Raw genomic sequence first — 15,910 nt, 5'->3', positions numbered from 1 at the left:
CCATGGGACTGACTGAGTGGGCGTACACACTCTCTGAATCGTTGCTTTCCGATCCGCTTCCGCGCCGGTGGGCGCACTCACTCGGGGTCGCCAAGCGCGCTCGCTCCCTGAGCCCGATCCTGGGGGGTGACGCGGAACTGTTGGAAGCGGCGGCCGTGCTGCATGACATCGGCTACTCGCCGGCCATTGCTGCCACGGGCTTCCACCCCTTGGACGGCGCGCGGTTCCTCAGGGAGCAGGAAGGCGCGGACGAACGGGTTGTTCTTCTCGTGGCACATCACTCCTGCGCCTTGCTGGAAGCGGAGGAGCGCGGACTTCGTCAGGAACTTGAGGGCGAGTTCGAGCTAGAGCGTCCCGACCTGGTCGACGCCTTGCTGTACTGCGACATGACGACGACGCCGGACGGGACACAGACGACGCCGTCTGAGCGGCTGGATGAGATCGTGCAGCGATACGGCCCGGACACGATCGTCGGGCGGTTCATCCAGCGTGCGGCCCCCGAGATCCATGCGGCATCGAAGCGCGTCTGCGACCGGATGGCGGACGCGTCTGTTGGCGGTCAGCCGATGTAGGGCTCTCGCCGCGCGTCATCGAGACCGTGCCGGATGCGCAGCATCATCGAAGGGTGGATGTCCAACCCGTCTAGGTCCGCCGGATCAATCCAGCGGACCTCTTTCGATTCGCTGCTTGTGCGCAGGGAGCCGCCGACCACATGGACCCGGAAGCAGATGGAGAACTGCTGCCGGACCTCGCCGTCGTCGTACGCCAACACGTGCTGAGGGTCGGTGTAGAGCCCCACGATGTTGTCGACCTCAACATCAATGCCGGTCTCTTCCCGGACCTCACGAACAACGGTGTCCGCGATGCGTTCGCCGATGTCGTGGCCGCCACCGGGCAGGGCCCAAAGGTCGTTGTCCGTCTTGTGGATGAGCAACAGGCGTCCCGCATCGTCGCGGACCACCGCCGTCACCGAGGGGACCACCGAGTTGGCCTTTGGGGCGTTCGGGTCGCGGAAGTAGTCGATCCGGCTCATCAGTGCGTGCCTTCCCAATCGGCGGGGGAGGAGATCGGGCGGGCCGACTCCCACACCTTCTCAACACTCTCAGCGTAGGCGTCGAAGAGTTCACCGCCCGGAACGCGGCGCAGGTGCAGCACGGGGGCCATGTAGGCGCCGACCCCGTAGAGGTGGCCGTTCGCCAGCATCTCGTCATCGGCCCGGTAGATCGAGTTGTAGAGCGTGGTGCCGTGCAAGCGGAACTCGACACCGGGGAGACCGAAGAGCGGGCCGTAGTTGATGAGGGCGTTTCGAATCTTGCCCGCCATTGCCGCGCCGATCCCTTCGTCCTCGCCGCGAACGGCTACGGCCGGCGACGTGGGCTCTCCCAGAATGAGACGGATGGGTACTCCGTCGGCCGCCTTCTCCTTCACGATGCGGTGAAACGTCGCATCCTCGGTGAGCCAGAACCCCGAGTACACCAGTAGATCAAACTGCCGGGTTGCCTTGGAGTACAGGTTCGTCCAAAGAGTCTGCATCACTACGGACCGATGCGGATACAGCCTGACCAACTCGGCGTTGCCCGTGGCAGTCACTTCGGCCGACGTCCGTTCGTCCGGCCAGAGGTACGAGACTTCGCACTTCAGAAGTGAGGCGGTCGCGTACTGGAAGCGGCGGTACGGCTTGCGCTCCGGGTCGTTGATCCAGCGCTCTACCGTTTTGGCCGACACCCCGAGACGTTCGGCGACCTCATCAAGGGTCAGGCCCAAGTCGACTATTGCGCCTCGCAGTCGCTCGTTCGCCACATCCAACCTCCGTTCCCCAGGGACGACTTGGTACGACTTCACGCTAGCCAAGAACGACCTGAGTCGTACAGGTGCGAAGTCGAGCGTCGCCGTCCCTGACGCCAGTCTGTAGGTACATCGAGCGCGAGGGGCGCGAACCAAACAGTCGAAGGGCTTGACGGGGCGAACCTCTCTCTGCAAGATGAGGAACACGTAATACATGTTCCTCTCGGTCGGATCGCTTCGACGTCCCGATCGAGTGCACGACAAGGGGCCCGGGACAGAGCGGGCCGAGGGACCCGGACCCCTGGTCAACCGGAGGGCTTAGACCGAAAGGTCACGTCTCCATACGCCTCAAACGGGAGCCCGTGTTCCCGAAGGAGACAGCGCACCACCTCGCATCACAGCCCCGTTGCTTCGCGGGGCGGTCGCACTCCCGGACAGGACGGCCGACCGCCCCGCGCCCCATCCCGACGTTCCAAGGAGAGATCCACCATGCGTATGCGCACATTCGTCGCCGGCCAGGAAGCGCACGGCGACTTCGAGTTCGCCGAACTGGCGCTCGGTATCGACGTCGACCTGTTCCGGGGCCCGCTGGAGTCCGAGACGGACGGCGAGCGGGCGGCCCGTGAGGACGCGGCCCGTGACGTCCTCGCCGATCTGCGGGCGGAGGCGGAGGCCGGCGACGAGGTCGCCGGTTGGGACGCTCTGTACGCCGACGCGCTGACCCGTACGGTGCCGTTCCTGCGTGCCGCTCGCGACCACCGGGCGGGAACGGGGGAAGCGGCATGAGCCAGACCCGCAAGCCGCTGAGCAAGGTGCAGATCGGTGTTCTGACGGCCGCGTTCGTGCCCATGCTCGCCACGGGCGTGGTCGGCGGCATCGGCACCTACAGCAACATCGGTCACGCCTACGGCACGGGGACCGCGCTCGGTGCCCTCGGTGCCGGTGAGGGCGCCACGGCCGTGCTCGCCCTGGTCCTGCTGGGACTGACCATGCTGGGGCAGTCCTCGCCGCGTGTCGTGCGGATCGGACTGTGGGCCCTGCCGGCCGCCGCCGCCGTCATGGGCGCCATGGCCGCGCCCGACCCGGGCCGCACCGTCGTCTACGCGCTGACCCCGATGGGCATGTCCGTCTCGGCCGAGGGCATGGCGTTCCTCGCACGTCGGATCGTCGTGCACACCGACGGCCGGGACGCGGAGAACGAGCGGCGCACCGCCGACATCGTGCAGGCCCTCGCCTACCACCGCGCCCGTGCCGCGCACCACCCGGTGAGCCGGGTGCGCAAGCGGTCCGATCGGGCGTCGTGGCGTCTGGCGCGCAAGGCCGGGGTCGGGGACGCGGCGCTCGGATCGAGGCTGTTGGACGTGCAGCGCGACCGGATCACCGACGGCGCGGACGCGGCCCTCGCCGCGATGTTCGGCACCACCACCCCGTCTCCCGCCTCGATCGCAAATGCGGAGGAATCGGCCGGATGTAGTCGAGAACGGTCTACCTCTGACCTGCCGGTATCGGCACCGGCCACGGTCACCCTGACGCGGCTTTCGGTGCCCGATCCGGCGCCGGTCGACCTCGGCAAGTCGAGCGGCGGCATCAAGCCGACTCCCGCCGTCGCACCCACGGCGAAGCCGGTCCCGATCGCCCCGACACCCGCCCGATCGGTGCCGGCCGCCTCGACCTCGCCGCGTCGGGCGACGGGCCGCGTCCCGGTCGCCGCCAAGTCGACCCGCACCCGCCGCACCCCGGAACAGCTCATGGCGGAAGCGCGCAAGGCGACGGCCGGATGGACGGACGCCGAGGTGACCGGGGAGGGCATCCGCCGGGCCCTGCGCACCTCGCCCGCCAACGCCCGCAAGCTGCGTGACGCCCTGCTCGCCGAACGCGCCACCACGGCGGTGACGCCGTGAACACCGTCACCGCGCTCTTACCTGCCCTGCCGCCCGTCCTCGCATGGGCGGTACACGCCCGGTGGTTGCACGCACGGCTGACCACGGCCCGCCGTGACCCGCTCACCGGGTTGTGGACGCGGGATGCGTTCACCCGGCGGGCCCGCCGTCTGCTGCGCGACCCGCGCGCCGTGGTCGTGCTCGCGGACGTCGACCACTTCAAGCAGGTCAACGACACCCATGGCCACGCGGCCGGTGACGTGCTGCTCGCCACGGTCGCCGCCCGCCTCGCCCACGGCACCACCCCGGGCGGGGTGGCGGGTCGGCTCGGTGGGGACGAATTCGCCGCCGTCGTCATCGACCGCGACGGCACGGCCGCTGACCAGCTCCACACCCTCGCCCGCGTCCTCGCCCGGCCGGTCGACACCGCCCCCGGCGTGCACACCACGGTGTCACTGGGGTGGGTGCGGGCCGCCGACCACCCGGGCGAGGACTTGTCAGCGCTGCTGCGCCGCGCCGATGAGGCCATGTACGCGGCGAAACGCTCGGGCCGGTCCGGTCCCCGCCGGGCCCGTCTTGGGCGGCTGCTCGGATCGGTGGCCGGCCGTCGTCCCGGACGGCGCGGCGCGGCATGAGCACGCTGCCGGTCTTCCGGTGGCACTTCGCCCCGGACGGCTACGCCACCCGGCGCCAACTGCGGGCCCGTGACCTGCGCCCCGGTGGTCAGGACGTCGCCGCACAGCTCGAACGTCCCCGGCGGCGGGGCCGCCCGCCGCTGGTCGCCTACCTGTACCGCGTCGACCTCGCCCTACCGGTCCGGCCGATGACGCCGGGCCGGTGGCGGGCCCACGAAGCGATGATGCGCGCCCGCCGCACCTGCCCCGAGTGCCACCGGGACGCCGGATACGTCATCCCGCCCACGCTCGGATCGTGCGTGACCTGCGCCTATCCCGAGGAACAGCGCGCCGCTTGAGAACAACCCAGCCCCATCGAACGCGTGAAGCTTTGGCCAGAGCTAGCCGGAAGTCAGGCTAGTTACGGCCCTTGCCCGGCCTCACGATCGATTCCCCGGGTCCGGCCGCCCGACCTTCCACAGCAAGCCGGCCGGACCCTTCGACTCCCGAAGGAGTACGTACATCGTGACGGAAACGACGACCTTCACGCCCGCCGGGGACCCGGAGGGCACCGAACCGACGGCCGACATCGTGCCGTTCCCGCTGAAGAAGACCACCGACCCCGACCCGACCGCCCCGGGTGGGGGTGTGGTGAAGCCGGGTGAATGGGAGGCCGAACTCCCCGACACCGACGACCCGGAGGCCGACGGCCTGAGCGAGGGGGCGCCGGTCGACCCGCCGCGCGAGGTCTACCCGCCCTCGGTCGCGGAATGGATGGAGGCCAAGGACAAGGCCCGTCTGCCGGTGCTGCCGGACTGGGTGAAGCTCCCCGACCAGCGCACGGCCGTGCGTAAGTGGGCGATCCGGCACTACTCGGCCGTGGTCGGCTACCACGCGGTGCGCCTGCCGCTCGTGTACACGCCGAAGATCTGCGCGTACTCGCCGCGCGGCGCGTGGCGTTGGTCGACCGCGATCGGCCGGTGGGTCTTCGACGCGGAGGGCAAGGGCCTGCGCCTCGCCTCCGTGGCCAACGAGGACGCGGCGGAGTACCTGAAGCTCTCCCGGCAGCGCAACGACCGCGTGAGGCTGCGCGGCATCGTGGCCACGATCGCCGGCTTCCTCGGCCTGGCCGCAGCCCTGACCCTCTACGTCATGGCGCCGTCGTGGCTGCTCATGCTGGCCGTGGCCGCGCTGACGACCACGCTCGGTGTGGTGGGGGCGCCGGCGGACCGGCCGCTGATCGACATGGCCAAGGTGACGTTCCGCAAGCGCAAGTTGTCCTCGGACATCGTCATCCGCGCGCACGAGGTGTCCGGGCTGACCAGTAAGGATCAGACGATCGCCTTCCCGCGGCCGATCGGTCGGGACGGGGACGGGTGGCGCGTGATCGTGGATCTGCCCTACGGCAAGTCCTTCAAGGACGCGCTGAGCGCTCACTCCAAGCTGGCGTCGGGCATGGACATCGCTGCTACTCAGCTCTTCCTGGACAAGGACGAGACGAGCGAGCGCCGGGTGTCGTACTGGATCGCCGACCGTGACCCGCTCGCCGTCCCGTCGGGCCGCTCGCCGCTGCTGGGGGCGACGCGGGTGGACTTCTGGAAGCCGTTCCCGTGGGGTGTCGACGAGCGCGGCAACCCGGTCATGGCCACGATGCTGTGGCTGTCGCTGCTGGTCGGTGCCGTGCCGCGTCAGGGCAAGACGTTCTCCGCCCGCACGATCGCGCTCGCCGCCGCCCTGGACCCGCACGTGCGCCTGTACGTGTTCGACGGCAAGGCGTCGCCGGACTGGCGGAAGTTCGCCCTGGTCGCGCACCGCATCGGGTTCGGCATCGTGCCCAAGAACGGGTTCGACCCGGTGCAGCACCTGCTGACCTCGCTGCGGGAACTCAAGGCGGACGTCGAAGACCGGTACCACCGGCTGTCCGAACTGCCCCTGCACGTCTGCCCGGAGGGCAAGCTCACTCCGGAGATCAGCCGGGACAAGAAGCTGAACATGCCGCTCACGCTGTTCGTGGTGGACGAGGTGCAGGAGTACCTGACCCACCCCGAGCACGGCAAGGAGATCCTGTCCCTGATGGTCTACCTCGCCCGGGTCGCCCCGGCCGTCGGCGTCAGCGTGATGACCGCGACGCAGAAGCCGGACGACAAGGCGTGCCCCTCCGAGCTGCGTGACCAGCATCAGGCCCGCCTCGCGCTGCGGGTCGGCGCCTACCAGGTCTCGGACACCATCCTCGGTGCCGGCTCCTACTCGGAAGGGTTGGACGCGTCCAAGCTGCTGAAGTCCCACAAGGGCGTGGGCCTGCTCAAGGGCATGTCGGACGACTCCGGGATCGTGCGCACCTACCTCGCCGACGGCCGCGACGCCGACCGCATCCTGACCCGGGCCGCCGCCCTGCGCGAGGCGGAGGGCACGCTGTCCGGTGACGCGGTCGGCGAGGTCCCGGCACCGGAGACGTCCGCGACGATCCTGGACGACGTCGCGGCCGTGCTCGGCAAGGGCGAGGCCAAGGTGTGGTCGGAGACGGTCGTGGACCGCCTCGCCGACCTGCGCCCCGAGGTCTACGGCCCGTGGGCTCAGCTGGAGGCCAAGCCCAAGGCCGAAGCACTCACCGCCGCGCTCAAGCCGCTCGGGATCGGCACCGTGCAGATCAGCCGGCGCATCGACGGCGAACAGGTCAACAAGCGCGGCATCAAGCGCGACGACATCGCCACCGCGATTACGCAGCGCAACCAAAAGCGGGACGCCGGATAGGTCCCGGAGGGTGCTACCGGTAGCGGCAGACGTCGCTACCGGTAGCAACCCTGCTAGCGACCCAAACCGCCCCTGATCAGGCCGCTAGCGCGTAGCAGCCCACCTGCGAAAACCCCCTGAAACCCGCCTGAGAGGCCCCTGATGAGCCTTGCAGCCCTTACTACCGCCTTCCTCTTGCTCGTCACACTGGGTTACATCGTTCGGTGCTGGCTGAGCCCGTTCGGGGACTGCCGCAAGTGCGACGGCATGGGCCACGAACTCACCACCGACCGCAAGGGCAAGCCCAAGCGCGGCCGTGACTGCCGACGCTGCCACGCCACCGGCAAGCGCATACGCGTCGGCCGCTGGATCTACAACCGCGCCGCGCGCACCTACCGCGCCGGCACCCGCTGACCCGCCGGGAGACGCCCGTGACCCTCACCATCCCCCTCGTTCTGCTGCTCGCCGTCGTCGTCGTGCTGCTGCTGCGCTTCAAGGCCGTCGGCGCCGGCGCGGCCGTCGCCGTCGCGCTCTTCGGCTTCTACCTCGCCGGCACCGACGCGGCCGACACCATCAACCAGCTCGTCACCGCCGTCGCCGACGCCCTGCCCGACACCGGCCGCTGACCCGAACGGAGACCAGGACCATGAACGAACCCACCGCGTACGGGCGCCCGGCCGCACACGAGACGGCGGCCGTGGAAGTCCACACCCCCACGCCCCTCGCCCCCGCGCACACCGCCCCGCTCGCACCCGTCCAACCGGGCGGCGTCCCGTCCGTGGCGAGCGTCGTCCTGCCCGACGGCCGCGTCGTTACCGGCTACGCCGTCGAGCCCGCCAAGCCCCACCCGGCCGCGCACAAGCCGGCCGTCTCCCGTACGGCGGTGAACATCGCGCTCGGGGGTGTCGGGTTCCTCGCCGTGTGCGGCGGACTGCTGCTGCTCACCACGTTCATCGCGGCACTGACCGCGCTCATCCACCAGCTCGTCATCCTCGCCGCCGTGCTCTTCGGCGGATGGGTCGTCGTGTTGGTCATCAGCGCGGGTAGCCACGGCGGCGGAACCACGGTCAACATCCGCAAGGCCGTCATCAAGCGCAACAGGTTCTACAGCTAGCTACGCCCGAGGGCGGCGGCACTCCCGGACAGGACAGCCCGCCGCCCTCGGTCTCCCAATCCCGACGTAGCAGAACAGGAGATCTACAGCATGACGCAACCTTCCGAGATCCGGCGAGTGCCGGACACGTTCCGCCCCTTCCGGGTGCTGGACGCCTACTCCTGCATCGGCGGCGCCACCAAGGGCATCAAGGACGCCGTCCCGGGCGTGCACGTCACCGGCGTCGACATCCAGGCACAGCCGGACTACTGCGGTGACGCCTTCCACCAGGGCGACGCCATCGACTTCATCCGCGCGCACGGCCACGAATTCGACTTCATCCACGCCTCCCCGCCCTGCCAGGGCGAGGGCGCGCCCACGAAGGGCACCAACCGGGCCCGCAACGCGGCCGTCGGCCGCACCTACCCCCGGCTCATCGCCCCGACCAGGGCCGCGCTGGAGGCCACGGGGCGGCCGTACGTGATGGAGAACGTGGCCGGCTCCGAGGTCCGCAAAGACCTGCGTCTGTGCGGCGAGATGTTCGGTCTCGGCGTGCTCATGCACCGCTACTTCGAACTCGGGGGTTGGACCACCGTGCAGCCAGCGCACCCCCGCCACCGGGGCTATGTGCGCGGGTGGCGCCACGGCGTCTACCGCGAGGGCCCCTACGTCGCCGCGTACGGCCAGGGCGGCGGCAAGGCCACCGTGCGGGAGATCCGCGACGCCAAGGGCATCGACTGGTCGACCGATCACCTCCGCCTACGGGACGCGCTCCCGCCCGCCTATACCGAGTGGATCGCACACGCCTGGCTCGCCACCCTCGCCCCCACGCTGGAGGTAGCGGCATGAGCGAGACGCCATACCCCCAGCACACCGCGCTGAGCCTCGCCGCTTCCGGCGTGCCCGTGCTGCCCCTACGCCGGGGCAAGGTCCCGTTCGGCAACTGCATGGCGTGCGCGGACAACGCGTGCGGCGGCCGGCCGAACATGAAGGTGCCCGGTCCATGCCGGTGCCCGGCCCCCTGCCACGGATGGGCCGCCGCCACCACCGAACCGGCCATCATCGTCTCGCCCGCATGGGCGGCGGCGTGGCGACAGGCGGTGTGCGTCGCCTACCACCCCGGCGGCGCCGGCCTGACCGTGGTCGACCTGGACGACGCCGACGCCATCGCCTGGGCCCGCACCGCGCTGCCCGCCACGCGGACCGTGCCCACGACGCGCGGCGAGCACTGGATCTACCGGGGCGCCCTGGCCTCCCGCAACGCTGTCCGGCCCGGCGTAGACATCAAGTCGGCAATGGCCTACGCGCGTTGGCTCGGTCCCGGGGTTGGCGTCATGGCCACTCTCCCGGACGCTGTGCGCGCCCTGGCAGTAAAGGAGCCGTCCCCCGCCTCCAGGGCGCCACAGACGCTCCCAGGGCCCGTGAGGGGCGGACAGGGGGAGTGCCCGCACCGCACGCCCGCGTTCCTGGAACGGGGCATCGCCATGGCAGAGCAGCGCATCACCGAGGCATCCAGCGCGGTCCACGCGACCGTGTACCGGACGTTCCTCGCGGTGCTGTCTCGGCACGGCCGGTGCGGTTGCCTCACCGACACTCACGTCGCTCGGCTGTTCACCGCCGCGCAGGCCAAGGGCGAGACGGCCCGGCACTGCACGGACGCGTGGACCAACGCCCGCACCGCTTTGGGGATGTGACCGTGTCCGAGGACGAGAAGGCGCCGGGTCGCGAGGTCATCACCGAGTACGCGCAGGCCCATTTCCGCTACTTCCGCACTGTCGACGGCACCGTCTACGCCCAGCGCAACGGCCACCCCGTGGCCCGTCCCATCCGCTCTCAGGGCACCACCGGGAGCCACCGCCAGGAACTCATGGTCGGCCTGTTCCGGGACGGGATCGGCGTATTCAACGGCACTGCCTTGAAGGAGGCACTGGACTTGATCGAAGCACTCGCTCTCTCTAAGGACGTGCAGGCCACCCACATCCGTGTGGCACCCGGTTCGGACGGGGCCACCTGGCTCGACCTCGGCCGCGACGACGGTCAGTCCGTGCGCATCCACCCCACCGGCTGGACCATCGCCATTCCCGACCCTGCAGAGGTCTGCTGGCGGCGCACCCAGCTCACCGGCGAACTGCCCCTGCCCGCCAAGGACACCGCCGGGCAGGGCATCGACGCCTTGCTGAGGCTGACCAACTTCGCCACCCCTGACACCGAATGTTTGGCGCTGGCCTGGCTCGTCGGCTGCCTGGAACCGGGCGTCCCGGTCCCCGCGCCGTTCCTCACCGGCCCGCAGGGCGCCGGCAAGTCGACCGCGGGCCGCATGCTCGTGCGCATCATCGAGGGCATGAGCGGCGACCTGCGCCGCGCGCCCAAGGATGAAGAGAGCCTGATCACCGCCGTGGCGGCAGGCTGGATCACCGCCCTGGACAACCTCTCCCACCTGGCACCCGACCTGTCCGACCTCATGTGCTGCATCGTCACCGGAGCCGAGTCCATCAAGCGCGCCCTGTTCAGCGACGGCGACGTGTACCGCTCCCGCTACCGCCGGCCCCTGCTCCTGACCGGCATTGACGTGGGCGTCATCCGGCCCGACTTGGCGGAACGTCTCCTGCCCCTGCGGCTGGAGCGCCCGACGGTGCGGCGCACCGAAGCAGAGCTGTGGGCCGAGTTCACCACCGCGCTGCCCGTCATCCTCGGCTCGCTCCTCGACCTCACCGTCAAGGTCCGCGCCGCCACCGCCCCCACCCCCACCGACCTGCGCATGGCCGACTTCGCCCACCTGTGCGCGCAGTTCGACACGGCCACCGGCCTCGCCTCACTGCCCGCCTACCGGGCCAGCCTCGACGACCTCAACGACGACGTCATCGAGGGCGACCTCCTTGCACAGACCGTGCTGCACCACGCCGCCGGTCTCGACCCGGGCGCAGAGCAGCGCATGACCTCCTCCGAGTGGCTGGACTGCCTCAGCCGTCTCCACAGCGGTGAGGACTGCCGTCCCCTGCCCAAGGGCTGGCCCACCACCGGCAAAGTCCTCTCCGACCGGCTCAAGCGCCTCCAGCCCACCTTCGCCGCCCGTGGCGTCGTCATCGACTGGGGACGCACCCGCACCGCCCGCTACATCGCCATGACCCGCCCCGCACCCGAGCCCCTGCACCAACAGGGCTCCCTGCACTGACACGGGCGCTCTCGGCCGCATGACAAGCAAGAGGAGCACCCGCCGCCCCGGTGCTCCTCTTGCTGTTCGGCGACAGCCGCCCCAAGAACGCGCCGCGAAGCGGCTCCTGCTTCAACACCGCAGCCGCATCACAAACAGAAACCACCCCCTCTTTTGTCCTAAGAGAGAGCCCCTGCGTCACCACGTCATCCGTCACCACAATGACGGCCCCTGACCTGCTTCAACGGGCGTGACGCAGACGCCCGAAACCCGCGTCACACCACGTCACCCGCGTCACACCCCCGTGACACACCCACCCGGCCGTGACAGACAGCCGACACCGCCGAGTCACGCAAACCCACAGGTCACAGACCCGCATGACGCGTTTGACGCAGTGACGCAGAAATCCGCACCTCGGACACACGCGGCCCCCGCACCTGACCTCTCAGGAAGGACGTCATGAAGAGGTACTTGACGACTGCGGAAGTCGCCGAGCGCTACCGCACGTCGCCCGCAACCGTCCGCTATTGGCGCTACGTCGGAACCGGCCCGCAGTGCTTCATCAAGCGCGGTCGACATGTTCTGTACGACGCCGAAGCGCTCGACAAGTACGACGCCGACGAGATCGGAGCCCGATTCGCAGCATGACCCGAGACAGTTTTAGGGAGAGGCGCACGAATGACTGACGTCTACGACCGCTGGCATCTGTCCCGCCCGCCGGCCGACGCCGAGCCGTGCCAAGCGCACAGCACCAAGACGGCGACCGTGTACCCGAGCACCGAACACGGAGTCGGCAAGCGCTGGCAGGTGCGCTATCGGGATCTGTCCGGCAAGCAGTGCAAGGAGAACTTCGCGAAGAGGACGGCCGCAGACTCCAGGGCCGCCAAGGTGAAAGCCGAACTCGATGGCGGCACCTTCGTGAATCGGGAGCTTGGCAAGCAGAAGTTCAGGGCCGTCGCTGAGCGCTGGCAGGAGACGGCCGTTCATCGCGATCGGACCGAGACGAATGTCGAGCGGGCCCTACGGCTGCACATCTATCCGACCTTCGGCAACCGGCAGATCGGCAGCATCCAGCGGGCAGACGGCCAGAAGTGGATCAAAGAGCGGTCCGCAGTCATCGCCCCGTCGACGTTCGCGACACCTTGGAACGTCTGCACCAGCGTCCTGAAGATGGCTCATCAAGAGGGCCTCATCCCTAAGTATCCGTGGGAGGGTCTCAAGCCGCCCGAGGTGTTCTATCCGGAGATTCATCCGCTCGACCCGGAGGCTGTAAGGGCGCTGATTGCCACTGCGACTCCCCGGTATCGGGCGCTGGTGCGGCAGGCGGCTTCCACCGGACTCCGCCAAGGCGAGTTGTTCGGCTTGGAAGACGAGGAGCCGGCCAAGACCGTCGAGGTCAAGCAGCAACTGATCGGCCCCGACAAGGGCGTGCCGTACCTGGGCGAGCCGAAGACCAAACAGAGCTATAGAGCAGTGCCCCAAGGGCAATCCGTAGTCGACGAGATCGAGCTACACCGGAAGGCTTTCCCACCCAATGTCGTACACATCGAGGACCGGACGAACCCACGTAAGCCCGTGTGGCGACACGCCCGGCTGCTGTACACGAGTGAGACCGGCGGGGCGATCCGGCGTGGCAGCTGGGCGAAGCTGTGGGCCCGCAACGTCAAGCGGGCGAATGCGCACCTGGCGAAGTCCGGCAGCAAGGTACGCGTCCCCGAGGGCACCACGCTTCATGACCTGCGCCATTTCTACGCCTCCGTGCTGATCAGGAACGGGGCGACGCCGAAGCAGGTTCAGATGCGCCTGGGGCACGCCAAGCCCTCGATCACGCTGAACGTCTACACGCATCTGTGGGAGGCGGAGGCGGATCGGACGGCCGACATGATGGAAGCCGTTCTGGGCGATGTGCCCTGAGAGTGCCCTCGGGACATGAGGTACGGCTGATCTCCCAGGTAGAGAGGTCAGCCGTACACCCTGTGCGGGGGTGCCGCCTTCGCGGTCTTCCTTCCCCGGCCTCGTCGCGCGTGGCGTCAGCGGGAGGCGGCGCCGCGCCGCCTGTTCACGGCCAGCAGCAGTCCGCCGCCGGCGAGCACGACGGCCGCGCCGCCCGCCGCGATGTACGGGGTGGTGTCGTCGCCGCCGGTCTCGGCCAGGTCGGCGCCCTGCTGCCCGGCGGCCTCCTTCGCGCCGCCGGCCTCGCCGCTGCCGGAGTTCTCCGCGTTCCCGGAGCCGGCCGAGTCGTCGTCCTTGTCGCCCGCGTCCTTGTCGCCGGCGGGCACGAAGCCGGCGGGCGGCTTGTCGCAGCCGACGCCGTCGTCGTCGCGGTCCAGGTGCTCCCCGTAGTGCTTGTCGCCCTTGGCGATGTTGGAGTACCCGTTCTCGTACGCCTCGGCGCAGTTCTCGAACGGGTGGGTGCCGTCGTGGGCTTGGGCGGCGGTCGGCAGGGCGGCCAGGGCCAGTGCGGCGACGGTCACGGCGACGGGCTTGCGGAGCAGGTTCATCGAGAGTCCCGGAGATGGTGTGGATGAGCGGATATGAGGTGACGAAGCTATTGAGGTACCGGAGATGTGGTGGCGATATGGAGGACTCGTGACGCGAACGTGACGTGACCGGACGGTAACTCTCCGCTCCGGAGCGTCGGCGCGTACGGTGAGAGGGGTCCGGACCAGGGAAGGAGCCGTTGATGACCGGCTGGAACGTGGGCGACATGCCCGGCCTGGACGGGCGCGTCGCCGTCGTCACCGGCGCCAACAGCGGCCTCGGTTACGTGGTGGCCCGCGAGCTGGCCCGCAAGGGCGCGTGCGTGGTGCTCGCCTGCCGCAGCGAGGCGCGGGGGCGCGACGCCGTCGAGCGTCTCCTCGGCGAGGTGCCGGACGCCGCCGTGGAGGTGGCGCGGCTGGACCTCGGGGAGCTGGCCTCCGTCCGTGAGTTCGCGTACGGACTGCCCTACGAGCGGGTCGACCTCCTCGTCAACAACGCCGGGGTCATGGCGCTGCCCCACGGGACGACGTCGGACGGTTTCGAGACGCAGTTCGGCGTCAACCACCTGGGCCACTTCGCCCTCACCGGGCTGCTGCTGCCCACCCTGCTCGCCACGCCGGGCGCCCGCGTCGTGACCGTCTCCAGCTTCCTGCACGCGCTGGCCAACGTCGATCCGCGCGACCTCAACAACGTACGGCGGTACGGGCGCTGGACCGCCTACGCCCGCTCCAAGTCCGCCAACCTGCTCTTCACCCACGAGCTGGCCCGCCGGCTCGCGGCCCGGGACGGCGCCTCGGACGTGCGCGCGGTCGCCGCCCATCCGGGGTACGCGGAGACGAATCTGCAGACCGCCGGGCCCCGCGCCGAGGGCCGCCGGGTCGCCGAGCGGATGATGCGGCTCGCGACCCGGGTCGTCGCCCAGCCCGCCGAGTCGGGCGCGCTGCCCGTCCTGTACGCGGCGACCGCGCCCGGCGTACCCGCCGACTCCTTCACCGGCCCGTCCTTCGCGATGTGGCGCGGGGCGCCCGCCCCGTCCTGGCGGGCGCCCTGGACCACCGACGACGCGATGGGGGAGCGGCTGTGGGCCGCCTCCGAGCGGCTGACGGGTGTCACCTACGAGGCACTGGAGGCCTGAGACCGGCGCCGTGACGCGTCGGGCGGCTCAGCACGGCGCCCGGTCGCCCCGGGCCGCTCGGTACGGCGCCCTGACACCTCGGGCGGCTCAGCGTCGTACCGCCACCGCCGTGAACGTCGTCTCGGGCGTCTGCGGACTGGTGAAGCGCGCGTTGACGAGATAGAGGCGGTCGCCGAAGCGGGCGGCGGTGGCGGGGACGTCGAAGCGCGGGTCGGTGATCGTGCGGCGCAGGGTCGCCCGGCCGGCCCTCGCGTCCAGGTCCCAGACGCTGACCAGGTTGTTCCGGTTCTGGACGACGTACAGCGTGCGGCCGACCCGGACCAGGCCGTCGCCGTTGACCACGTCGTCCGCGCCGACCAGCCTGATCCGGGAGGCGCGGCCGGTCCTGAGGCTGACGCGGTACAGCTCGCCCGCCGCCATCCTGACGACGATCAGTCCGCGCCCGTCGGGGGTGGAGACGAGACCGTTGGCGTTGATGACGTCCGGCGTCTGCTCCCAGTCGCCGGTCAGCGGCAGCGTGCGCACGTCGCCGCGCCGGCCGCGCGGGACGCCGTACAGGACGGGTCCGTACGAGTCGGTGAACCAGGCGCGGTCGCCGAGCAGGACCGCGTCGTTGATGAAATGGCCGGCCGACTCGGTGAGTCGGTGGGTGCGCAGCAGTCCGCCGGTGCGGGCGTCGACGATCCGCGCGGTTCCGCCGCCGCCCCCGGCGACGTACAGCAGGCCGTCGTGGTCCAGTTTCAGGCCGATGGCCGCGAGGCCCGGGCCGCCCTCGTGGACGACCCGGCCCTCGCCGGTGCGCAGGTCGGTGCGGTAGACGGCGCCGTCGGCGCGCGAGCCCATGTAGGCGTAGGGCCCGCGCCCGATGGTGATGCCCTCGGGCAGCCAGCCGTCGGGCAGCGGGAACCGGGTCGGCCACACGGCTGTGGGGGCGGCGGCCCCGGCCGAGCCGCTACCGGCGGCCACCGCCAACGCGGCGCCGGCGGCACCGCCGAGCAGCGCGCGCCGGGACGGTCGGGAGTGGTGGTTCCGAGTCATGGT

At 70.3% G+C, this 15,910-nt stretch carries 19 protein-coding genes; 15 read left to right on the top strand and 4 right to left on the bottom strand.

All coding sequences use genetic code 11. The features are described from left to right. Nucleotides 1-2: 2 nt before the first annotated feature. Nucleotides 3-572 (top strand): HD domain-containing protein, encoded by a 570-nt coding sequence (locus QC283_RS00580; protein WP_279559288.1) that lies wholly within the window; start codon nucleotides 3-5, stop codon nucleotides 570-572. Here the strand turns inward: QC283_RS00580 and QC283_RS00575 are convergent. Both QC283_RS00575 and QC283_RS00570 read right to left on the bottom strand, forming a co-directional pair. Then, the gene (locus QC283_RS00575; RefSeq protein ID WP_279559287.1) at nucleotides 560-1,033 is read right to left on the bottom strand and encodes an NUDIX domain-containing protein; all 474 of its coding nucleotides are present in this window, start codon (nucleotides 1,031-1,033) and stop codon (nucleotides 560-562) included. The genes QC283_RS00580 and QC283_RS00575 overlap by 13 nt on opposite strands. Then, complete coding sequence (locus QC283_RS00570) at nucleotides 1,033-1,800, bottom strand: helix-turn-helix domain-containing protein (RefSeq protein WP_279559286.1); 768 nt, start codon at nucleotides 1,798-1,800, stop codon at nucleotides 1,033-1,035. The genes QC283_RS00575 and QC283_RS00570 overlap by 1 nt, the downstream gene beginning before the upstream one ends. Nucleotides 1,801-2,280: 480 nt before the next feature. On the opposite strand from QC283_RS00570, the gene QC283_RS00565 reads away from it, so the two are divergent. The 13 genes from QC283_RS00565 (at nucleotide 2,281) to QC283_RS00505 (ending at nucleotide 13,167) form a co-directional block, all read left to right on the top strand. Then, nucleotides 2,281-2,571, top strand: a complete 291-nt coding sequence (locus QC283_RS00565; RefSeq protein ID WP_279559753.1) for a hypothetical protein — start codon at nucleotides 2,281-2,283, stop codon at nucleotides 2,569-2,571. Further along, the gene (locus tag QC283_RS00560) at nucleotides 2,568-3,686 is read left to right on the top strand and encodes a conjugal transfer protein (RefSeq protein WP_279559285.1); all 1,119 of its coding nucleotides are present in this window, start codon (nucleotides 2,568-2,570) and stop codon (nucleotides 3,684-3,686) included. Before QC283_RS00565 ends, QC283_RS00560 begins: the two co-directional genes overlap by 4 nt. Next, a complete protein-coding gene (locus QC283_RS00555) occupies nucleotides 3,683-4,300 on the top strand; it encodes a GGDEF domain-containing protein (RefSeq protein WP_279559284.1) in 618 nt (205 codons plus the stop codon). Before QC283_RS00560 ends, QC283_RS00555 begins: the two co-directional genes overlap by 4 nt. Continuing rightward, nucleotides 4,297-4,638, top strand: a complete 342-nt coding sequence (locus QC283_RS00550) for an RRQRL motif-containing zinc-binding protein (RefSeq protein ID WP_279559283.1) — start codon at nucleotides 4,297-4,299, stop codon at nucleotides 4,636-4,638. The genes QC283_RS00555 and QC283_RS00550 overlap by 4 nt, the downstream gene beginning before the upstream one ends. A 166-nt stretch (nucleotides 4,639-4,804) precedes the next feature. Next, on the top strand, nucleotides 4,805-7,030 hold the full coding sequence (locus QC283_RS00545) for a cell division protein FtsK (RefSeq protein WP_279559282.1): 2,226 nt from the start codon (nucleotides 4,805-4,807) through the stop codon (nucleotides 7,028-7,030). A 141-nt stretch (nucleotides 7,031-7,171) separates the two neighbouring features. After that, nucleotides 7,172-7,423 (top strand): hypothetical protein, encoded by a 252-nt coding sequence (locus tag QC283_RS00540; protein ID WP_279559281.1) that lies wholly within the window; start codon nucleotides 7,172-7,174, stop codon nucleotides 7,421-7,423. Between the two features lie 17 nt (nucleotides 7,424-7,440). Continuing rightward, nucleotides 7,441-7,635 (top strand): hypothetical protein, encoded by a 195-nt coding sequence (locus tag QC283_RS00535; protein WP_279559280.1) that lies wholly within the window; start codon nucleotides 7,441-7,443, stop codon nucleotides 7,633-7,635. A 20-nt stretch (nucleotides 7,636-7,655) separates the two neighbouring features. Further along, on the top strand, nucleotides 7,656-8,123 hold the full coding sequence (locus QC283_RS00530) for a hypothetical protein (RefSeq protein WP_279559279.1): 468 nt from the start codon (nucleotides 7,656-7,658) through the stop codon (nucleotides 8,121-8,123). A gap of 90 nt (nucleotides 8,124-8,213) precedes the next feature. Beyond that, nucleotides 8,214-8,951: a DNA methylase gene (locus tag QC283_RS00525; RefSeq protein WP_279559278.1), complete on the top strand. Its 738-nt coding sequence runs from the start codon at nucleotides 8,214-8,216 to the stop codon at nucleotides 8,949-8,951. Then, nucleotides 8,948-9,796: a bifunctional DNA primase/polymerase gene (locus QC283_RS00520; RefSeq protein ID WP_279559277.1), complete on the top strand. Its 849-nt coding sequence runs from the start codon at nucleotides 8,948-8,950 to the stop codon at nucleotides 9,794-9,796. The genes QC283_RS00525 and QC283_RS00520 overlap by 4 nt, the downstream gene beginning before the upstream one ends. 2 nt (nucleotides 9,797-9,798) lie before the next feature. Continuing rightward, entirely contained in the window at nucleotides 9,799-11,274 is a 1,476-nt protein-coding gene (locus tag QC283_RS00515) for an ATP-binding protein (protein ID WP_279559276.1), read from the top strand. A 438-nt stretch (nucleotides 11,275-11,712) separates the two neighbouring features. Further along, on the top strand, nucleotides 11,713-11,901 hold the full coding sequence (locus QC283_RS00510) for a helix-turn-helix domain-containing protein (protein WP_279559275.1): 189 nt from the start codon (nucleotides 11,713-11,715) through the stop codon (nucleotides 11,899-11,901). Between the two features lie 30 nt (nucleotides 11,902-11,931). After that, a complete protein-coding gene (locus tag QC283_RS00505) occupies nucleotides 11,932-13,167 on the top strand; it encodes a tyrosine-type recombinase/integrase (RefSeq protein ID WP_279559274.1) in 1,236 nt (411 codons plus the stop codon). A 116-nt stretch (nucleotides 13,168-13,283) separates the two neighbouring features. Here the strand turns inward: QC283_RS00505 and QC283_RS00500 are convergent, their stop codons facing one another. Next, complete coding sequence (locus QC283_RS00500) at nucleotides 13,284-13,754, bottom strand: excalibur calcium-binding domain-containing protein (protein ID WP_279559273.1); 471 nt, start codon at nucleotides 13,752-13,754, stop codon at nucleotides 13,284-13,286. A gap of 182 nt (nucleotides 13,755-13,936) precedes the next feature. Between QC283_RS00500 and QC283_RS00495 the strand changes: the two genes are divergently transcribed. Beyond that, nucleotides 13,937-14,869, top strand: a complete 933-nt coding sequence (locus QC283_RS00495) for an oxidoreductase (RefSeq protein WP_279559272.1) — start codon at nucleotides 13,937-13,939, stop codon at nucleotides 14,867-14,869. Between the two features lie 87 nt (nucleotides 14,870-14,956). Here the strand turns inward: QC283_RS00495 and QC283_RS00490 are convergent, their stop codons facing one another. Next, nucleotides 14,957-15,907, bottom strand: a complete 951-nt coding sequence (locus QC283_RS00490; protein ID WP_279559271.1) for an SMP-30/gluconolactonase/LRE family protein — start codon at nucleotides 15,905-15,907, stop codon at nucleotides 14,957-14,959. Nucleotides 15,908-15,910: the final 3 nt, after the last annotated feature.

The organism is Streptomyces sp. DH41 (genome assembly GCF_029813785.1).
Taxonomy (GTDB): domain Bacteria; phylum Actinomycetota; class Actinomycetes; order Streptomycetales; family Streptomycetaceae; genus Streptomyces.
This window is presented reverse-complemented; position numbering and strand designations above follow the sequence as displayed.

Coding starts and splice junctions, on each gene's coding strand:
- QC283_RS00580 (WP_279559288.1), top strand. CDS start 3: ATGGGACTGACTGAGTGGGCGTACACACTCTCTGAATCGTTGCTTTCC.
- QC283_RS00575 (WP_279559287.1), bottom strand. CDS start 1,033: ATGAGCCGGATCGACTACTTCCGCGACCCGAACGCCCCAAAGGCCAAC.
- QC283_RS00565 (WP_279559753.1), top strand. CDS start 2,281: ATGCGCACATTCGTCGCCGGCCAGGAAGCGCACGGCGACTTCGAGTTC.
- QC283_RS00560 (WP_279559285.1), top strand. CDS start 2,568: ATGAGCCAGACCCGCAAGCCGCTGAGCAAGGTGCAGATCGGTGTTCTG.
- QC283_RS00550 (WP_279559283.1), top strand. CDS start 4,297: ATGAGCACGCTGCCGGTCTTCCGGTGGCACTTCGCCCCGGACGGCTAC.
- QC283_RS00540 (WP_279559281.1), top strand. CDS start 7,172: ATGAGCCTTGCAGCCCTTACTACCGCCTTCCTCTTGCTCGTCACACTG.
- QC283_RS00530 (WP_279559279.1), top strand. CDS start 7,656: ATGAACGAACCCACCGCGTACGGGCGCCCGGCCGCACACGAGACGGCG.
- QC283_RS00525 (WP_279559278.1), top strand. CDS start 8,214: ATGACGCAACCTTCCGAGATCCGGCGAGTGCCGGACACGTTCCGCCCC.
- QC283_RS00520 (WP_279559277.1), top strand. CDS start 8,948: ATGAGCGAGACGCCATACCCCCAGCACACCGCGCTGAGCCTCGCCGCT.
- QC283_RS00510 (WP_279559275.1), top strand. CDS start 11,713: ATGAAGAGGTACTTGACGACTGCGGAAGTCGCCGAGCGCTACCGCACG.
- QC283_RS00505 (WP_279559274.1), top strand. CDS start 11,932: ATGACTGACGTCTACGACCGCTGGCATCTGTCCCGCCCGCCGGCCGAC.
- QC283_RS00500 (WP_279559273.1), bottom strand. CDS start 13,754: ATGAACCTGCTCCGCAAGCCCGTCGCCGTGACCGTCGCCGCACTGGCC.
- QC283_RS00495 (WP_279559272.1), top strand. CDS start 13,937: ATGACCGGCTGGAACGTGGGCGACATGCCCGGCCTGGACGGGCGCGTC.
- QC283_RS00490 (WP_279559271.1), bottom strand. CDS start 15,907: ATGACTCGGAACCACCACTCCCGACCGTCCCGGCGCGCGCTGCTCGGC.